20 protein-coding genes are annotated in these 17,926 nt (G+C 61.7%); 5 read left to right on the top strand and 15 right to left on the bottom strand.

The window, feature by feature from the left end:
- Window positions 1-53: 53 nt before the first annotated feature.
- On the bottom strand, window positions 54-1,700 hold the full coding sequence (locus ACERJA_RS14250) for an HTTM domain-containing protein (protein ID WP_373608928.1): 1,647 nt from the start codon (window positions 1,698-1,700) through the stop codon (window positions 54-56).
- Between the two features lie 84 nt (window positions 1,701-1,784).
- Between ACERJA_RS14250 and ACERJA_RS14245 the strand changes: the two genes are divergently transcribed.
- Complete coding sequence (locus ACERJA_RS14245) at window positions 1,785-2,291, top strand: TspO/MBR family protein (RefSeq protein ID WP_373608927.1); 507 nt, start codon at window positions 1,785-1,787, stop codon at window positions 2,289-2,291.
- Window positions 2,292-2,295: 4 nt separating this feature from the next.
- Here the strand turns inward: ACERJA_RS14245 and ACERJA_RS14240 are convergent, their stop codons facing one another.
- The 6 genes from ACERJA_RS14240 to ACERJA_RS14215 all read right to left on the bottom strand — a co-directional run bounded on the left by ACERJA_RS14240 (window position 2,296) and on the right by ACERJA_RS14215 (window position 8,390).
- Window positions 2,296-2,880 (bottom strand): dolichol kinase, encoded by a 585-nt coding sequence (locus ACERJA_RS14240; protein WP_373608926.1) that lies wholly within the window; start codon window positions 2,878-2,880, stop codon window positions 2,296-2,298.
- Window positions 2,881-3,037: 157 nt separating this feature from the next.
- On the bottom strand, window positions 3,038-3,367 hold the full coding sequence (locus ACERJA_RS14235; RefSeq protein WP_373608925.1) for a HalOD1 output domain-containing protein: 330 nt from the start codon (window positions 3,365-3,367) through the stop codon (window positions 3,038-3,040).
- A 46-nt stretch (window positions 3,368-3,413) separates the two neighbouring features.
- Entirely contained in the window at window positions 3,414-4,553 is a 1,140-nt protein-coding gene (locus tag ACERJA_RS14230) for a bacterio-opsin activator domain-containing protein (protein ID WP_373608924.1), read from the bottom strand.
- A 164-nt stretch (window positions 4,554-4,717) separates the two neighbouring features.
- Window positions 4,718-5,689, bottom strand: a complete 972-nt coding sequence (locus ACERJA_RS14225; RefSeq protein ID WP_373608923.1) for an acetamidase/formamidase family protein — start codon at window positions 5,687-5,689, stop codon at window positions 4,718-4,720.
- A 72-nt stretch (window positions 5,690-5,761) separates the two neighbouring features.
- Window positions 5,762-7,546, bottom strand: coding sequence for a glycine--tRNA ligase (gene glyS, locus ACERJA_RS14220; RefSeq protein ID WP_373608922.1), 1,785 nt, complete (start codon window positions 7,544-7,546; stop codon window positions 5,762-5,764).
- Window positions 7,539-8,390: a CBS domain-containing protein gene (locus ACERJA_RS14215; protein ID WP_373608921.1), complete on the bottom strand. Its 852-nt coding sequence runs from the start codon at window positions 8,388-8,390 to the stop codon at window positions 7,539-7,541. The genes glyS and ACERJA_RS14215 overlap by 8 nt, the downstream gene beginning before the upstream one ends.
- 291 nt (window positions 8,391-8,681) lie before the next feature.
- On the opposite strand from ACERJA_RS14215, the gene ACERJA_RS14210 reads away from it, so the two are divergent.
- Entirely contained in the window at window positions 8,682-8,840 is a 159-nt protein-coding gene (locus ACERJA_RS14210) for a hypothetical protein (RefSeq protein WP_006065432.1), read from the top strand.
- A 148-nt stretch (window positions 8,841-8,988) separates the two neighbouring features.
- On the opposite strand, the gene ACERJA_RS14205 is transcribed toward ACERJA_RS14210, so the two are convergent.
- The 4 genes from ACERJA_RS14205 to ACERJA_RS14190 form a co-directional block, all read right to left on the bottom strand.
- Entirely contained in the window at window positions 8,989-9,687 is a 699-nt protein-coding gene (locus tag ACERJA_RS14205) for a glycerophosphodiester phosphodiesterase (RefSeq protein ID WP_373608920.1), read from the bottom strand.
- A 153-nt stretch (window positions 9,688-9,840) separates the two neighbouring features.
- Entirely contained in the window at window positions 9,841-10,521 is a 681-nt protein-coding gene (locus ACERJA_RS14200; RefSeq protein WP_373608919.1) for an NTP transferase domain-containing protein, read from the bottom strand.
- A complete protein-coding gene (locus ACERJA_RS14195; RefSeq protein ID WP_373608918.1) occupies window positions 10,509-11,495 on the bottom strand; it encodes a CDP-glycerol glycerophosphotransferase family protein in 987 nt (328 codons plus the stop codon). The genes ACERJA_RS14200 and ACERJA_RS14195 overlap by 13 nt, the downstream gene beginning before the upstream one ends.
- Window positions 11,496-12,334: 839 nt before the next feature.
- Window positions 12,335-12,505, bottom strand: coding sequence for a hypothetical protein (locus ACERJA_RS14190; RefSeq protein ID WP_373608917.1), 171 nt, complete (start codon window positions 12,503-12,505; stop codon window positions 12,335-12,337).
- Between the two features lie 168 nt (window positions 12,506-12,673).
- Between ACERJA_RS14190 and ACERJA_RS14185 the strand changes: the two genes are divergently transcribed.
- Complete coding sequence (locus ACERJA_RS14185; protein WP_006065438.1) at window positions 12,674-13,129, top strand: HIT family protein; 456 nt, start codon at window positions 12,674-12,676, stop codon at window positions 13,127-13,129.
- Window positions 13,130-13,200: 71 nt separating this feature from the next.
- A complete protein-coding gene (locus ACERJA_RS14180) occupies window positions 13,201-13,425 on the top strand; it encodes a hypothetical protein (RefSeq protein ID WP_373608916.1) in 225 nt (74 codons plus the stop codon).
- 3 nt (window positions 13,426-13,428) lie between these two features.
- On the opposite strand, the gene ACERJA_RS14175 is transcribed toward ACERJA_RS14180, so the two are convergent.
- The 3 genes from ACERJA_RS14175 to ACERJA_RS14165 form a co-directional block, all read right to left on the bottom strand.
- Window positions 13,429-14,424 carry an A24 family peptidase C-terminal domain-containing protein gene (locus tag ACERJA_RS14175; protein ID WP_373609062.1) on the bottom strand — a complete coding sequence of 332 codons (996 nt, stop codon included), beginning with the start codon at window positions 14,422-14,424 and terminating at the stop codon, window positions 13,429-13,431.
- A 144-nt stretch (window positions 14,425-14,568) separates the two neighbouring features.
- Complete coding sequence (fer, locus tag ACERJA_RS14170; RefSeq protein ID WP_006065441.1) at window positions 14,569-14,958, bottom strand: ferredoxin Fer; 390 nt, start codon at window positions 14,956-14,958, stop codon at window positions 14,569-14,571.
- A gap of 328 nt (window positions 14,959-15,286) precedes the next feature.
- On the bottom strand, window positions 15,287-16,471 hold the full coding sequence (locus tag ACERJA_RS14165) for an anion permease (RefSeq protein ID WP_373608915.1): 1,185 nt from the start codon (window positions 16,469-16,471) through the stop codon (window positions 15,287-15,289).
- 318 nt (window positions 16,472-16,789) lie between these two features.
- Between ACERJA_RS14165 and ACERJA_RS14160 the strand changes: the two genes are divergently transcribed.
- Window positions 16,790-17,479, top strand: a complete 690-nt coding sequence (locus ACERJA_RS14160) for a hypothetical protein (protein WP_373608914.1) — start codon at window positions 16,790-16,792, stop codon at window positions 17,477-17,479.
- Between the two features lie 15 nt (window positions 17,480-17,494).
- Here the strand turns inward: ACERJA_RS14160 and ACERJA_RS14155 are convergent, their stop codons facing one another.
- Window positions 17,495-17,920, bottom strand: coding sequence for a universal stress protein (locus tag ACERJA_RS14155; RefSeq protein ID WP_373608913.1), 426 nt, complete (start codon window positions 17,918-17,920; stop codon window positions 17,495-17,497).
- Between the last annotated feature and the right edge of the window lie 6 nt (window positions 17,921-17,926).

Genomic DNA, 17,926 nt, shown 5'->3' with positions numbered 1-17,926 from the left:
GTGAAAGTGAAACTGTGCTAGCCCATGGTGTCGGATTCGACCGGTGCTGTCGATTACGGCGGCGGCGCGAGCACTGTCGGCTCGGTGTCGTCACAGCCGTGTCGGTATAGTTCCGTATACGTTCGCTCTCGGTTCGACGGGTCGTCGACCGTCTCGTGTGTGATCTCCTCACTGACTAGATACATGTTGATGGCGACGAGTTCTTCGCCGTGCTCGTCGGCCCACTGTGCACAGAGATGGTCGGCCAGCAAGACCGGAACGTCGTTGTGGAATCCGCCGCGGCGAACGCTGTTCATGTAGAAGCGCTCTCGATACGTGTCGTACTGGTTCTGTAACTCGTCGTGGGGTCGCTCGTAAGTCACCGGCCGCTCGTTGTAGGCATCGACGAGTTCGCCGTCTTCGGTTTCGGCTGGGAAGACGTAGTAGCGATCCGTCGTCCGTGGATCGGGTCCGGCGAAGACGCCCCAGCCCATCGGTTGGTCGATCCCGATACTCGAGGCGACCAGCTCGACCTGTGTCACCCCAGTTCGCTCGTCCATCGTCTCCTCGATTGCGCTGTCGACCCGTTCTTCCATCGAGCGCTCACTGTCGCTATCGAGTGCGATCGGGGCCAAACTGAACAGCAAGAGCCCCATTACGAACAGGATGGTGACGACGATGATCCCGAGGCCGGCAGTGTGTGCGTATGCTCGAACGCTTCTCACACGCTCGCCGCCCAGCCGATAGGTCGGGAATCGCGCTGCATACACGCCGAGGCTCGACACTCGAGTGGCCAGCCACCTGTCGAGCCCGACTCGTCTCGTCACTGTGTTCGCATCTGTCCAGAACTGCCCCTGTAAGAACAGCAAGACGCCAGCGAGTGCAACGTACGGAAACGCACCGATTCGAACCGTGAGCGCGAAGGCCAGATGGCCGCCGACGAACAGTCCGACCAGCAGCATCCGTGGTCGCCCACGCAAGGCGAGCAGAAGCCACGAGCCGACGAGCATGTAGAACCAGAGGAGGCCACCGTACTCGAGCAGCGTCGGAAACCCGCGGACGATATCGCCGAGTAGGAACGTCATCTCGTCGAGACCAAACACCAGCGGGGCTGCGTCGCCGCCGGTCCAGACGGCGGACTGGGATTTGATCAGCCCGTTCGAGAAGTACATGAAGACCATCTGCCCCAGAATCAGTGCAGAGGCGACGTTTGCGACGTATGGCCGAGGGTTGTGGCCAGCATGGACGGCGTCGACGGACCAGCGCTCGCCAAGCGGGAGGAAGATCGCCCAGAACAGCAGGAGTCGAAACAGCGTGTCGGCGTAGCTCAACACGAACGGGTTGTGGTGATCCAGCGAGACGACGAACAGAAACGAGAGCACGGTCGCCACTCGTGTCTTGTAGCCGACGATCAACTGGAGCGCGATCAGCCCCTGGAGGATGAATAGGGCCGCGATGACCGTCGAACTTGTCGTCAGATGGTAGACTGAGAGTGCATACTCTGCAGTAAACTCCCGTGCAAGCGAGCGCGGAACGACGCCGTCGTCGGTATAAAAGTACGAGAAGTTCCGCGCACGGAGAAACAGATCAGCGACGATGAGCACGCCGACGAGGACCCGAAAGACAGCCAGCGTTCGGGTGTCGATTCGAACACGCCGTTCGAGAGCGCGTCGGAACCGATGGCCCGACTCGAGGAGGGGAGACTGTGCGGAGGGACGCATCTATTCACGTGACGTTGAGCGAACAGTATAGCTGTTCCTGTCGCCGGCAGTAATCCTTTCTCCACTCGAATCGTCCGTTCCAGTATGGCCACCGACTTCGCTCGCTTGCCAGGAGCACTTCCAGACCGCGATGCGCTCGTTCGAGCCGCGGTGTTCGTCGTGGCCGTCAACGTGATCGGCGGGCTCCCCGGCATCCTTTCGTCGCCCGACAGCGCGTGGTTTCGGAGCCTCGAGAAGCCGTGGTTTTACCCACCCGAGATCGCGTTTCCGGTCGTCTGGACGGCGCTCTTTACACTGCTCGGCATCGCGCTGTGGCTGGTCTGGCGCAGCGACGCCCCCGGTCGCCGCCTCGCACTCGGGCTGTTCGCGGTCCAGATGCTGTTCAACGTCGTATGGACGCCCGCGTTCTTCACGCTCGAGGCACTGGGTGGTGCGTTCGGGATCATCGTCGTCCTCTGGCTGGGAATCGTCGCCACGATCGCCGCTTTCGCCCGCGTCGATCGCCGTGGGGCGGCGCTGCTCGTGCCGTATCTGGCGTGGGTGACGTTCGCTGCAGTGCTCAATTACGAACTCTGGCGGCTGAACGGCTAACGTCTTACAAGAACTCGAGCGCGAGCCAGGCCAGCACCCCGGCATAAATGGGGATCGTCAGGTTGTCATCGACGATGTAGTCCCCGATACGGAGCTTGATGCCGTCGGCGACGGTCGCGCCGACCGCTGCCGCGACGACGGCCAGCGGTGTCTCGTAGAGAAACGGCGCGGCGATGATCGCTGAGACGACGAACATCGTGACCAGCACTTTCGGGCCTTTGATGAACTGGAGGCTGTCGTCGGAGACGGCCCCACTGATCGGGTCGCCGAGTGCGAGCATCAACATCGCCGGCAGCGCGATTTCGGGCGGAAAGACAAGGACGGCAACCGTCATACTGAGCATGTAGTAGCCGTAGCCGGCGAACTGGTCCTGTTCGTACTCTCGAGTGAGTTTGTCGTACAGCACCCACTCGAGGCCGACGCGAAGCCGGAGGAACTCGAGGCCGATCACGCCCAGCGAGAGGACGACCATCAGGACACCGAACCGCGCCCACGTCAGTCCGAAATCGAAGTAGTTCGCGAGGAGATAGAGTGCGACCAGTCCCGAGCCACTCGCATGGACCAATCGTCGTTTCAGTTCGTCGGCCATCACGGGAAGCCTCGAAAGAAGATCCCTTGAGTCCGTCGGTTCGCCGATATCCCCTCGGCTGTCCGTTGGCGAGTTGGTGTCAGTTGATGGCGCCAGATTTAATGAACAGTTTCAGCCGACAGTGTCGGTGGTCAACCGCCGCTCCTGTTCGGCCCAGTCACTCCTCGAGCGGTTCGACGACGATGCTGCCGTGGCTCGAGGCGGTCACGTGACAGCCTTCATACTCAAACGTCACCTCGATATCCGTCTCTCGAGTCGAGATCAGGAGGTTGGTGAGTGCTTCAGGGTTGATCGTCTCGAACAGCGGCGGCATGGACACCGGATCGCAGTTCGTGACGGTGCCCACAGCCTCGACGATCGTGACGACAAGCGTCTTGGGATCACCGTCGAACCGTGCGTGGAACGTCCCTGTCGTGGGATCGTAGCCGACGGAATCTTCGCCAAATGGGTGCGTTGTGCTGGAATCAGAGTGGGTCGTGTCAGTCATTGGCTTGAATACAAGAGACGTTGTACTAAGAGGGAACGCTGACCAGTCAGCGTGCATCCGCGCCGGACTTCTCGAAGAGGTGTCGGAAGACGGTTCGCTGGGCTTTGCGAAGGTGCTGGTTGAGAGTCTGGCGCGTGACGCCGAACCGGTCTGCAAGTTCGTCGCCGGTGCTGGTCCGCGGTGTGTCGAAGTAGCCGCCGAAGTAGGCCGAATCGAGCACCGCGAGCTGTCGATCGGTGAGCGCGTCGGCAACGACATCGTACAGGAGGTGTGGCGAGTAGACGAGTTCCTCGGACACCAGTTCGACTTCGGGGTGGAACTCCCGAATCCCGTCTGCGGCCAGCCGTGGATCGACGTCACCCGGCAGCTCGCCGAGGAATCTGACCTCCTTTGGCGTGATGATGACGGCGCGGGCGCGGCCGCCAAGGGTTGGAAACACGTGGGACACCGTCGTCGACTCGGCGTGAGCTTCGATGCGGCTGTAGCCATCGATCGAACTGAGCAACCGCGCGTCGAGATAGTGGGGCACCTCTTCGACGGCGGTGACGAAGTCACTCGCGGAGAGATCATCCGTTCCCATGTACTGGACGGTCGTCCCGTCCGGCAGCGGGACGACGGAATCGACCTCGATCCGCGTTTCGTCGCCGTTGACGCGGAGGGTGGGCGGGACCGCCGACCGATTCGTACAGAACTCGAGCAGGCGCACGTGATTGCTGGTCAGCCGCTCTTCGCGCTGTTTCAATGCAGTCACGTCCTCGAACGAGACGACGACGTACTCGACCGTACCCTCGTTGTCCAGGATGGGTGACGAACTGCTCGAAAGCCATCGCTCGGAGCCGTCCGGTAGCTCGATCCAGTGCTCGAACCCATACTCGGGCTCCCTGGTTTCAAAGACACGCATGACGGGGTTTTCGTCCACGGAGATGGGTGTTCCGTCGTCCCGGAAGAGATTCCAGTCGGCGATATTGCATGCGCCGCTGGTAAGCACGTCACACGTGAGGCCAAGCGTCTGCGCTGCCCGCCTGTTCCCGAAGGAGATCGTTCCCGTCGTGTCGACGACGACGGTACTGATCGGACTCACGTCGAACATGCGCCGCGCGAGGTCTTCGGGCGGTGCGTGTGCGAGCGTCGCATTCCGTCGATCGGTCGCTCTGTCGTCACGCTCACTTGATTGCGGTTCCGTCATCGTTTCACTGTTCGTTGGAACTGTTGACGGTCCCCTCGAGCCGATCGTTGTTCATACAGCCGATAAGCCGCCACCAGATAAATGTGTTACACAGGTTATGAACTGGAACGGTCGCGGCTGCTCGAGGGGCACGCCGCCGACGTGGCTCGTCACGTCTTCCCCGCCTACCGACGACGCGGCTCCGGGAAGATACTTTCCGGAAGATAGGCGGAAACGGCCCAGTTCGGGGCGTTGACGACCTCGTTGAGCTTCAGATCGACGGCCACAGAACACAGCATGTAGGCCTCGGCTCGGGTGAGGCCGCGCTCGTCGTGGAGGTGATCGATCATGTGCCGGATGGCCATCCGGCTTGCATCCATGAGGTCGTCTGCAATGCCCGTTGTTCCGTACATCGGTTCGTCTCGGCCAGTCGAAGTGAACGGCCCCGTAGTTTCGAACTGCGGTCCGTCGATCGATCGGCCCGATTGCACGTCGAACCGGCAGGTGACAGTGAGTGGTGCTTCGATGCCGGTGCCACAGACCTCGCCGTCGCCCTGTGCAGCGTGGCCGTCGCCGATACTGAACAGCCCACCATCAACTTCAATGGGGAGGTAGAGTGTCGATTCCGCCGTGAGCTGTTTGATATCCATGTTCCCACCGACCGATCGGGGTGGGAACGTGCTGTGTGCACCGTTTTCGGCGGGCGCAACGCCGATCACACCGGGGAACGGGTCGATCGGAATCTCGATCCCATTGACAAAGTGGGCGACATCATCCTCGAGGTCCCAGACGTGTAGTGCCGGCTCCGGGAACTCGTCGGCCAGCAGGCCGAGTTCCATCTCCCCCGGGAGCACCAGTGTGCATCCCCAGCCCTCGTGGTCGATCTCGAGGAGGTCGACCTGGAGCACGTCGCCCGGCTGTGCGCCCTCGATCGCGATCGGCCCGGTCAGCGGGTGGACGGGATCGATGTCGAGCGTGGCGAGGTCCGCGACCGTCGAATCGGGACCGAGTTGCCCGTTCGTGGCGTCTCGGCACTCGAACCGAACCACATCGCCTGGTTCGACCGTACACACCGGCTCGAGTTCGTTATCCCACGCGCTGTGCACAGCGTCGTCGGCGCGTACCCGGTGATCTACCGCGTTGGTCTCGCTGGCCATTTGAACGCACGCTACGTGGCCAGCAAATAAAACAATCGCCCCGAAACCGCACCGGTGTCGGTCGTGCTGGCGTTACAGATCCTCGAACTCGAGGTCGCCGTCGCGGATCGCCGCCAGCGTCTCCGCGAGTTCGTCGACAGGAAGGCGCGTCTGGTCGGTCGAGTCCCGTTCGCGGACCGTGACGGTCGTCTCGTCGGCCTCGACGGTTTCGTAGTCGACCGTCACACAGAACGGCGTGCCGACCTCGTCCTGCCGACGGTAGCGTCGGCCGATGTTACCCGAATCGTCATAGGTAACTGAGAGGCCGGCCTCGCGCAGGTCGTCGACGATGTCGTCGGCCTGGGACTCGAGTTCTGCGTCGTTCTGGAGCGGAAAGACGCCGACGAACGTCGGGGCAACTTCGGGCTCGAGCTCGAGGTACGTTCGCTCTTCGCCGTCGACCTCGTCCTCCTGATAGGCGTGGTGGAGGACGGTGTAGACGAGTCGATCCACACCGAAGGAGGGTTCGACGACGTGTGGGATGATGTGCTCGCCGGATTCGGTCTGTGCTTCGACCGCGAAGCCAGTTTTCTCGACGGGGATCTCGTGGGTCTCACCCTCGAGTTCGAACGCGACCGTCTCGTCCTCGAACGCCGCTCGGTCGCGGCCCGCAAGGGACTCGAGTTCTTCCACGACGGCCCCTGCGTCGCCGCCGAACTCGGGGCCGAGGTAGCTCATGTCGGGGTCGACGGTGGCGCGCTCGACCGTCTTCGGTTCGTCGTACTGCTTGAAGACGGTAAAGCGGTCGCCGGAGTGTTCGCTGTGTTTCGAGAGGTCGTAGTCGCCACGGTAGGCGAAGCCGGCCATCTCGATCCAGTTGCCGTCGATTTCGCTCTCGGCGTCCCAGCAGTCGCTCGCGTAGTGGGCGCGTTCACCCGAGAGATGCTGGCGAAAGCGGAACCGATCCATGTCGACGCCGACGGCGTCGTACCACGGTTTGGCGACGCCGAGGAAGTAGGCGACCCACGGGCTGGCGATCACGTCGTTGTCGACGGCCTCGCCGATCGTCGTCTCGATCTCGTCGCCGTCTTCGTCGTTCTGTTCGGTTGCCGGGTAGAGTGTCACCTCGACGTCTTCGACCGCTGAGAGGTCGGGTTCGTCTTCTTCTGGGTCGATAAAGTACTCGAGTTCGGCCTGGGTGAACTCACGGGTACGGATGATCGACCGCCGTGGGCTGATCTCGTTGCGGTAGGCTCGGCCAATCTGGGTGACGCCGAAGGGGAGCTGGTTGCGGGCGTACTCTTTGAGCCGGGGGAACTCGACGAAGATACCCTGTGCCGTCTCGGGACGCAGATAGCCCGGCTGGGAGTCACCGGGGCCGATGTTGGTCGCGAACATGAGGTTGAAGTTCTCGACGGCGACATCAGCGAGGCCAGCACCGCATTCGGGACAGGCGAGTTCGTACTCGGCGATGACCTCCTCGACCTCGGGAATGGGGAGGCTCTCTGCGTCCTCGTATTTCGTGTTGTCCTCGACGAGGTGGTCCGCGCGGCTGCTCGTCCCACACTCGGGACACTCGATCAGCATGTCGTCGAAGCCATCGAGGTGGCCCGAGGCTTCGAAGACGGGTTCGGGCATGATCGTCGGCGCGTCGATCTCCATGTTGCCTTCAGCGAGTGCAAAGCGGTCACGCCAGGCGTCTTCGACGTTGCCCTTTAGCGCTGCACCCTGTGGCCCGAACGTATAGAAGCCGCCGACGCTGCCGTAGGAGCCCGACGACTGGAAGAAGTAGCCGCGGCGTTTGGCCAGTTCGACGAGCTTCTCGCTTGTGTGGTCGGCTGTCGATTCGTCTGCATCCGCCTGTTGGTGTTCACTCATACAAAGCCTCCAGCAGATCGATGTCTCGGACGATGCCGACGAGCTGTTCGCCGGTGAGCATCGGGATCTGTTCGATGTCGTTGCTGATCATGCGCTGTGCGGCCTCCTGAACGGACGTCTGAGCCGAGACCGTCACCACGTCGTCGGTCATGAAGTCGCTGACGGGGCCGGTCGGAAGCTCGATGTCCCGCGTCGGGAGATAGCGGCTGCCGACGGCTTTGATGCCTTCCCAGGACCACTCCGAGTCCTGATCCGGGAAGTTGTCGCCCGTCGACTCTTCGCCTTCGACGATGCGGGCAACGTCGATGATATCGACCTCAGTGAGGACGCCGCTCATCCGTCCGTCGTCGGACAGCGCGATGGTGTAGGGCACGTTCGCGTAGTAGAGTTCGCGCTCGGCGACCGGCAGCGGTGCGCCTTCGTAGGTCGTGTTCACGTTCTCGCTCGCGTAGTCATCGAGGACTCCATCAGTCTCCTGGTCGCCCGCCGCGATTGCGTGAATCACGTCCGTCACCGTCACGATCCCCTCGAACTCGCCGTCGACGACTGGCACGCGCCGCGCCCCTTTTTCGACCATCGTCCGCGCGACGTCCTCGAGCGACGTCTCGGCCGTCGTCGTCGGCACGTCGTCCATGAGCATGACGAGTTGGTCCTCGTCAGGCTGTTCGATCAGTGCGTCTCGAGAGACGAGTCCTCGGTACTCCAGGCCGTCGTCGGTCGGTTTAATGACCGGAACGGAGGAGAACGACTGCTCTTGGAGATACTCGAGGACGTCCGAGCGAGTGCCCGGCAGTTCGACGGTAACCACGTCCTCGCGCGGCGTCATCGCGTCGGCTACGTTCATGTCCTCAGGGTACGGCCAAAATAAGTATAAACCCAATGTTTCGTGCGCCCACGACGGCCGTCCGCCAATCAGTTGTTTCAACGGACAGTTGTCCGGAGCCGATGATCGTTAGAGTAACAACTGAAACGACTCACACACTGGTCGAACAGCTGCCGTGCGATCAGCTGTGGAGTAATTTCCAGTGGCTACTATACTGCAGTCTTCTCACGGTGGCTCCACGATGTGCGCCACTCATTTCAGTTCGGCGTATAATCCGATGAGTTTATGTATGGGTGGGTGTCACTAACATACATGGTGGCAGAACCCCACACCGTGACGTCCGACACTGTTGTCGGTTCGATCGACTCGAGTGACTCGAGTGCGGAATACGTCATCGCAGACATCTCGGCCGACGGGGCGTGGCTTTCGATGCAGGCGGATGACGCGCCGACGCTTCCAGCGTGGCGATAAGTGGGGTGTACTCAGAGAGTAGCGACTGATTTTTGCAGGGCCAGCCGATCAGCAGCGGCCAATTCCGAGCCGGGAGAATGTGAACGCCTCCGGCGGGACACGCGGCGCTTGCCGTGCTCGAGTTGTGCGTCCGGGCGGCGATTCGTGACTATCTCCGTGTCGTGACCGTCGCCTCGAGCGCGGGTGGGGCGATATCCCAGCGGTCCGCAGTGACGCCGTCGACGCCGAGTTCGTCGAGGGTGCGGACGTCGTCGACCGTCCGTGCGGCTTTCCAGGCGATGACGTTCAGATCGTGTTCGCGCGCGTTGTGAACAATGTCTGTCTCGACACAGAGGTCGTAGTGGGGAAAGACGTGCGTGCAGTCGTACTCGAGGGCTCGCGAGAGGTTGGCCCCGGGCTCCTCGCCGAAGAGTAGCCCGTTCGGGACGTCGAGACAGGCTGCCTCGATTTCCGCGATCGCCTCGGGGAGAAACGACGAGACGCGGACGTCCGCGCCGGCCGCCATCGCCAACTGCAACGTATCCGCCGCGATCTCTCGCTCTTTCAGTTCGAGCTGGACGGTGACGTCGTCCGGCACGGCCCGCAACACCGCCTCGAGGCGCGGAATCGACTCATCCGACTCGAGGACGGTGAGCTCACGAAGCTCGGACCACGGCGTCTCCGCGACTCGCCGGTCGTCGTCGGCGACGCGGGCTAAGGTTTCGTCGTGTACGACGACCAGTTCACCCGATCCACAGCGCCGTACGTCCACCTCGACGGCGGGCAGTCGGCGGGCGGCTTCGCGGATTGCGAGGAGTGTGTTCTCCGGAACCTGCGCTGCACAGCCACGATGGCCGATAATCTCCATCTACCGAGACCGCGGGAGCCAGAACCCATCAATATTTTCTTTTCCACGTGCTATAGCAGTCAATTGTACAGAATCTACTGTTATTCGTACTGTTCTGTGCACCGACAATCGGTAGCGAGTCCCCGTCGGGAGAGCCCTCACGCAATCCGTCAATCAGGCACACTGGATCCGCTCGGACGCAAGCCACGCTCGAGCCTGCTCGAGGTCGGCTGGACGGTTGACCTCGACGTGACGAGTGTCCGGGATCAACAGCGGCTGTGTTGGCGTCTGTGGGTAAACACAGGGGTACCACTCCTCGAGTCGGTCGCGGAGGATATCCATCGCCGCCGACCGGTGCTCGCGGCTCACGATGCCGAAGCCGGCGTGCTGATGGCCCTCGATGAGTCCGTACGCCGCCACACGTCCCGACTCGTCCCAGCGGATCGCGGTTGCTTCGTGCTGGAGACCGGGAATACAGCCGACGAGATTGAGCCGGCCTCTGAGCGCGTCGAACTGTTCGGCCAACCGCTCGAGTTCGCGTTCGTCGACGAGGATGTCGCCGTTGAGGACTAACACGTCGTCGTCGATCCGTCTGAGTGCAAGGAGCAACGATGCGGCGTTCTCGTACCGGTCCCAGTCCTCGAGGACGATTGGATCGTCGGGATCGTATCTGTCTAGGACGGTGTCGTGGCGATAGCCGAGGACGATGCTCGTGCCGTCGACGTGTGGCTCGAGCAGTCTGCGCTGGCGGTCGTACAGCGTCCGTCCGTCGAACTCGAGGAAGGCTTTCGGGACGTCGTCGGTGTGATGGCCCATCCGTTTCCCCTCGCCTGCGGCCAAGATCACGCCGCGCATCGCATCACCTCCTCGGCGGCGCGTTCGCCCGCTCGGCCGTCCATCGGGATGCCGAGGTCTGCGAGCCACGCCTCGCGTCGGCGCGTGACGGCCTCGGGTTCGCCGTCGTGATAGAGGTCGTCGACGAGTTCGACCTCGAGTGTGTCCGTCGTCGCGCCGATCCGTGGCACCTCGCGGTCCGGGGCGTCGATGTCGGTCAACTGGATCAGCGGCCGGCCCGTGTGAAGCCACTCGGCGATCGATCCCGAATAGTCTGAGATGAGTACGTCCGAGCGGCGCATGCTCTCGGCGGGCGTCGCGGCCGTATCGAAGACGACGTTCGAAAGCTCCGCAATCCGGTCGCGACAGGATTGCGTAACGGCCAGTCCCGGCCCCTCACGTCTGTCGGTCGGGTGCGGCCGAAAGAGCAGTTCGTACTCGGTGTCGGCGAAACATTCGAGGACCGAGCGAGCCGTGTTTGCGTACGCGCCCTGTCCGATCATGTAGTTGGTTGGTGCGTACAGCACCCGCCGTTCGCGAGGCGGCGGTGAATCGACCAGCACGTCGGCTTCCGGAATGCCGACGACGGCGACGCGCACGTCCGGCGGGGCAGCCTCCCGGTATGCCCGTGCCCACCGCTCGCCGGGTGCGAGCGCGGCGCTGACGTGCGACAACATGGTCGTGGCCGTCACGGCTCTCTCGCCGCGACCGATCGACGCGCCGTGGCGGATGTGGACGAGCGGGTACTCCTCGTAGAACGTGAAGCGTTCGATGCCGAACCGATGGTTGTAGACGACGACGTCGGGGTCGATCGCCCGGACGTTCTCGTCGACCGCGTCGGGGTCGTCTACCGCGATTTCGTCGATGCGGTCGCTACAGCCGCGGGCATCCGCTCGGACCGGGATGTACGCCGACTCGACGTCGACGTGGCGGTCGATCGCCTCGAACGTCTTTCGCATGAACGGTCGATCGATCGCGTACAGTATTGTTGCCATCGTGTGAGTCCTCGCTTGCGCCTTGGATCCTCGAGTGGCAGTCGTCTACCGTCCTCGGGACATCACTGACAGGGTGGCAGGTCGAAACCATCGACGCCAGACAGGCGACCGTCGCGACAGTTGATCGATGAAATCCGGCGATCGCACTCGACACCGGCTGCCGTTCGACCACGAAGCGCCGCTCTCCCGACATGCCGACGAACACCGTGGCGGGTCGGGTGGTCGGCCGCTGAGACCAGCCTCGTGTCGTCTTCGATTAAACGATGCTCCGGACTAGCCCGACGAGCATTATAATAGTTGCAGCTTGCAGGGGGTAGAGGACGTGACTGTCCACTAAAAATGTGTTTCTCTGGTTGAACTACACACAAACACGCCAGTTCTCGGGCGCTCGGTCGGCGTCAAACGCGATCGTGTTAGCCACGTCTCGAGCGCGACGATGTCGTCAGTACGGCATCCGGACCCACTGCACTGTACAGTCCGACGGGTCTTCGATACCGGTACTTGAGGGCTGCGTGGCTCCCGCGTCGCCAGTGGTGCGTAGAAATCGCCAGCCGAGGGCTGGCATTGGAGCCCCCTCTCCGTTTGGAAATGAAACAACGGGTAGGGGTAGTAGAGATCGGTGACGTTGGGATGATCTCTTCGACGGGGCGATGTGATGATGTCTCAGAGTCGGACGCCGTCGGCAACGACAGTCGTCCGCCCCCGCCAGATAGACTCCGTACCTATCACTGGTTAACTATACAGCCGATAACCCGTTTCACTCGAGTCAACTAACAGTCACACCGCCGTTTTTGTGGCATCTACTGTCGGATTTGGCCTCGCTTGGTCGTCTGACTCGCTCACAAAAACGTCGTTACGACGGTGTAGGTGGCAGAAAAAAGCAGAAACCAGAAAATCGATCTGACGAGGATTTTGCTGTAGCTGTCTTTGATCGGTGCGCTCTCGTGAAACCGTTGTTCAGTACGCAACAGCGCTCGAATCAGCCCGCCGCTCGGTTTTGAATCACTCATCTGTCGTCCGCCTATTAGTCGCTATGGGGTCGTAACCACTGCGAAGTTCCGCGCTGCTTAGCGGAGACGCGCCGGCTCACGGCGCGACGCGAAAGCTATGTCAATCGCAATCGAGTGGCATGTCTGTCGCGGGTAACCTTCTTACAGTGGGCCGACACACACTCTCGTATGAGTACGATCTTCACTCAGATTGTCGAGGGAGAGATCCCCGCACGGGTCGTGTACGAAGACGAGACGACGATTGCGTTCCTCGATGCTAACCCACTGGCACCGGGACACACGCTGGTCATCCCGAAAGAGGAGTACGAGCGAGTGAACGACGTCCCTGACGACGTCGCCACCGACCTCTATGCGACCATCCACCAGCTGATCCCCGCTGTCGAGGAGAGCGTCGACGCCGACGCCTCGACCGTCGCGTTCAACAACGGCGAGGCGGCCGGACAGGAAGTGCCACACGTCCACTGCCACATCGTCCCCCGCTTCGAAGGTGACGGCGCTGGCCCCATTCACAGCATTTTCAGCGACGCCGGCTCGTTCAACGTCGACGACCTGGATCAGATCACCGAGGACCTCTCGGACGACGAACTCGACGAGATCGCGGCAGATATCGAGTCTCGAGCCTGATCGTCAGTACTCGAGTCGGCCGCTTGACCAGCCGTCGTGACGTTTTTCATCGTTGCGCGTGAGTCTCGCGTATGATCGCCGACCTCGTCGCGCAGATTCGAGCGGTTCCCATCGCTGCCGTCCTCGAACTCGGGAGCGTGCTCGTCTGTGTGCTACTGTTCCTCGGGACGCTCGTGTTGCTCTCGAGTGGCCCACCGACCGGTCGGGGCGACCTGTGGCTCGCGCTCATCGGCCTCGGGACAGCGTTCGTCGTCTTCTGGACGGTGCTGGTGCCGCTGTATGAACGGACGCTGTAGCACTCAGATGAACGTCCCGACGAGCAGGTCGCCATAGACCAGCGCGACTGCCAGTCCGACAAACACGGGGACGAGAAACGGTGTCCCCGGCGAGATCCAGACGGTGTCTTTCGTGCTCAGTACCTCGAGACCCTCCCGAAGCTCTTCGGGCGTGGTGCCGTAGGCTGTCCCTTCGATATCTGCGAGGAACGCCTCGGCTCCCCACGGATCGTCGGTGGCGGCCGTCAGATCAGAGTTGTCAGCCTCGAGTGTCGCCCCACCATCGCTACGAACGGTGGCGGTGACGGCCCCGTCGGTTGGCGGATTCGGCTCGGCTGGCAGGGTTGCGGGATCACGATACCGATCAGGGTGGGTGCGAACGTCGGCCAGCGAGAGGCCCCGCCAGCGCAGATACATCCGCAGGGCGTCGAGGTCGAGCCCGCCTCGAGAACGGCCCTCGGGCGTCTCGAGGAGTCGGCCGTGCGTTTCGGGTACATCGTCCCACGAGATGGGCCAGCCGATGACCATTACGGACGTGATGCGGCCAGCAGCAGCGTTGCGAACCGCGAGGACGATTGGGATCGTCATTCCGACGATGACGGCGTTCGTCAGGATCGTAAACGAGAACGTTCCGATTGGCGTGGTCGTCATCGGCAGGGTCCACGAGCCGACCGTATACTGTGGGAAGGTCGGAAACAGGAGCGCGAGTACGAGCAACGCCTTCGCGTCGGCCCCGCCGAACCCCCCGAACCACCAGAACAGGTACGCAATGGGCACGACGAAGCCGAGGCTCACCGCCGTCGGGATCAGAAACTCGTGACTCCAGACGAAGCCGCCCGTGTGCCAGGCGAGTCGGCCGTCCCAGATGAGCGCGACGAGCCCCAGTATCGCAAGTGGAATCCAGACGCCACTCGAGACCCGTCTGGTCTTGATATCTCGAACCGCAACCCAGGCGAAGACGGGGACGGCAACGAGCCGCAACAGATCCGGCATCGTCGCCGACACGCCAGCGAGTGTCACAGCCGTCTCTCTCGAGCGCGACGGTGTTATTGTTTCGACCTCGACGGCGGCCTGTCTCGAGCGCGTCGCCACCGTTCACGGAACTCGAGGAGTGCTGTGGCTACCTGACGGCTGCAATAAAAAATGTGATCTGGATTGCGTCGTTTAAATGACGCGGTTCTGCAGGTAGTCGAGGTGCTTTGCGTTGTAAACGATCTGCACTTCATCGGTCTCTGCGGAACCGATGCAGGTCAGACGGACGTTTTTATCCTCGACTTCCTCGTCCGAGAGGATCTGCTGCATGTCCATCTCGATCTCGCCTTCGTAGACGATCGCGGCACAGTTCGCACAGGCACCTGCACGGCAGGAGAACGGCCAGTCGTAGCCCTGGGCCTCGGCGGCCTCCAGGATGTACTCGCCTTCGGCGACTTCGAGGCTGTCGTAGTCCTCGGTGTCGAGGCCAGCGTCAGCAGCCTTCTCGAAGAGGTCGTCGTCGTCCATTTCCCAGCCCTGGTCGTCCAGTACTTCGTAGTTGAGGTATTCTACCGTGGGCATCACCCTCTGGTTCGAGTCCCGTACTGGTATAGCTTGCTGTTCGATCCTAAATTGACTTTGAGTCAGAATGTAGCTACTCGAGGGAAAGAACGTCACTGTTTGTTGACTAATACGCTATGAAACAGTAGGAAAGTACTGAAATTAGAACAAACATGCGGATCTGCGGTCTTATTTGTCGCTTCTGTGGCTTCCCCAGTCCGCCGTCGCCGGCAGCCGCGCGTGGATCGCTCGAGACAGCCGGCTGCGATCTTCACGCCCGGTTGGTTAGGCTCAGTCGTGGCAACGTCCGTGAACAAGAGTCAAACGCGTCGGAACGATCACCAGACGTTCAAAAGCCAAAGATCGGGATGAACCGGAAGGTGAGAAAGGCACCGACGGTCGAGAGGACCGGCACGACGTTTTGCATCAGGATCACGCGGGCCGTCGTCGAGGGATTGAAAAGATCGGAGGCACTGGGAATGTCTTCAGGTTTTTCTTCGCCGATCTCGGGTGAGGATTCTCCTTCTTGTTCGGCGGTTAACGCGCCGACTGAGACGTGGGTCTCTTCGCCGGCTTTGACGTCAGAGAGCGTGGTCGTCCGGGTTGCCCGCCCCCAGCCGAGACCGACGATGCTCATCGTTGCGATGACGACGAAACTAGCGGGGATGCCGATCGATGAGAGACCGATGACGATCCCCGAGCTGATGATGGCGACGACGATCGCCGCAGTCAGCGGCAGGTTCGTGATGTCGTTGCCGAGCGTGTCGAGTGTCCGCCGAGCGATCGTGAAACAGCCGATCGTGACGGCAGCCGATCCGATCAAGATCAGCGGGATCATGTCGACGTCACCGGTGCCGTAGATCGGCGCGATCGCGTTTGCGATGTTGCTCGTTCCCGAGGAAAACGCCATCAGACAGCCAATTCCGACGACGATCAGCGCACCCGTGATCTCCCGCCGGTCTGCATCTTTTTCGAACTGCAGGCGGGGCACGACGCCCGAGCGGTCGACGCTGACCATCGGGTTCCCGCCGTCGGCGTTACTTTCGATGGCGACCCACGCGTTGATTCGCGGGTAGAAGTACCGGCCGATCATGCCGGCGACCCAGAAGCCGATGATCGGCGCGACGATCCACCAGACGACGATCTGTCCGAGCACGGCGAAGTTGAGTTCGCCGGTCGCGAGGCCGAGGGCGGCGATTGCCCCGACGGCCGTCATCGACGTCGAGGCGGGAACGCCAGCGTAGTTGCCGACGAACAGCGCGCCGCCGATGAAAAAGAGGACGGCGACGTTCGAACGCATCGTGAAGATGTCAGTGTCGGTGACGAGTTCACGACCGAGTGTGTCGACGACCTGTGGGCCGATCGTGATCGCCCCGAGAAAGAAAAAGACCGACATGAGTGCGGCTGCCATCAGCTTCGTGATCACGTTCGCGCCGACCGCGGGCCCGAATGCAGGGCCGGTCGTCGCGCCGCCGATGTTGTAGCCGACGAAGATTGCGACCAGAATCCCAACGATAAGCAGTACTTCCGTCACGGTTTAGAGTCACGTGGTCCGATCCTAAAAACGCGCCTATTCATACGCAGAACTGCTGAATGCCCGACTTAAACGGGCGTGACGGTAGTTCGGCCACGTTTGGATAGCGCATCCGGGCACCCTCGAGGCCGCGCCCGTGTCCACAGCGGGCCACTGATGATCGCTTTCCCAAAGGATTTCACTGATTCACACCATATTTCCTACTATCATGTTGGTACGCGTGCCACCGATTCAGTCGGAAAGGCGACCGTGGAACGGGCGGAATCCGCTTCGGTCCCAGCACACACTGCTCGAGTCGAGAACGGGTGAGACTCGACGATGAGGCCGGCACGCATCGACGCAGTTATCGATCTCGCGTACGGAGCGTTGATTCTCCTTTCGATTATCCTGATCGCGACGCTCGATATCCAGATCGGGTTGACGTTCGGACTGGGTGTCTTTGCCTCGTACGTGCTCCACGTCGTCTGGAAAATGGCTCGGTTCGATCCCGACTGGATGACAACGACGGTCCAGGAAACGGTCGAACAGTCGGTCGAGCAGACGGTCGGCGATACCGTCGAGAAACAGGTCGAAGAGACGGTAGACAGGACCGTTGGTGAGCGGGTCGAACAGACAGTGAGCGACACTGTCGAAGAGACGGTAGATAAGACGGTGGGCGAGCGAGTCGAACAGACGGTGAGCGACACTGTCGAGGAGACGGTGGACAAGACGGTGGGCGAGCGGGTCGAACAGACAGTGAGCGACACTGTCGAAGAGACGGTGGACAAGACGGTGGGTGAGCGGGTCGAACAGACAGTGAGCGACACTGTCGAAGAGACGGTAGACAAGACGGTGGGTGAGACGGTCGAGCAGACAGTCGAAGAAACAGTAGGTGAGACAGTCGAGCAGACAGTCGAAGAAACAGTGGACAAGACCATCGGTGAAACAGTCGAAGAGACGGTCGGCGAACAACTCGAGCAAGTCCAGGCACAGGTCGAGTCAGCCGACGACGACCGGACCGAGGAGTAGCCGGCTCCGGATCGGTCAGCGAACGACGACGACCGGCGTCGGTGATTGGTGGACGACCTGTTTGGCGACGTTGCCGACATAAAGGCGGTCTGCAATGGTACCGCTGTGACTACCGACGACGACCGTGTCGTAGTCGTCTGCTCGGTTGATGATCGACCGGACCGGATGACCGAGTTCGATGGCGGTCTCGAGGTCGGCATCCCCGTCGGCGTCGGCGACGAGTTCGCGGGCACGGGCGAACGTTGGTTCTGCGAGGTTCTGTGCTGCCTCCTCGAGGTTGTCTGCGAGGGCAAGTCCCGACGCCTCACCCCACATCGGAGACGGTTCGCCGACGACATGCAAGACGGTTATCTCGGCGTTTGGATAGGCCTCAAGAGCGTACTCGAGGGCGTGTTCGCTCATCTCGGAGCCGTCCATCGGAACGAGAACGCGTGAGATCATACATGG

Source organism: Natronorubrum sp. A-ect3 (assembly GCF_041821125.1).
Taxonomy (GTDB): domain Archaea; phylum Halobacteriota; class Halobacteria; order Halobacteriales; family Natrialbaceae; genus Natronorubrum; species Natronorubrum bangense.
The sequence above is the reverse complement of the archived record's forward strand: the minus strand, read 5'-3'. Positions and strand labels throughout refer to the sequence as shown.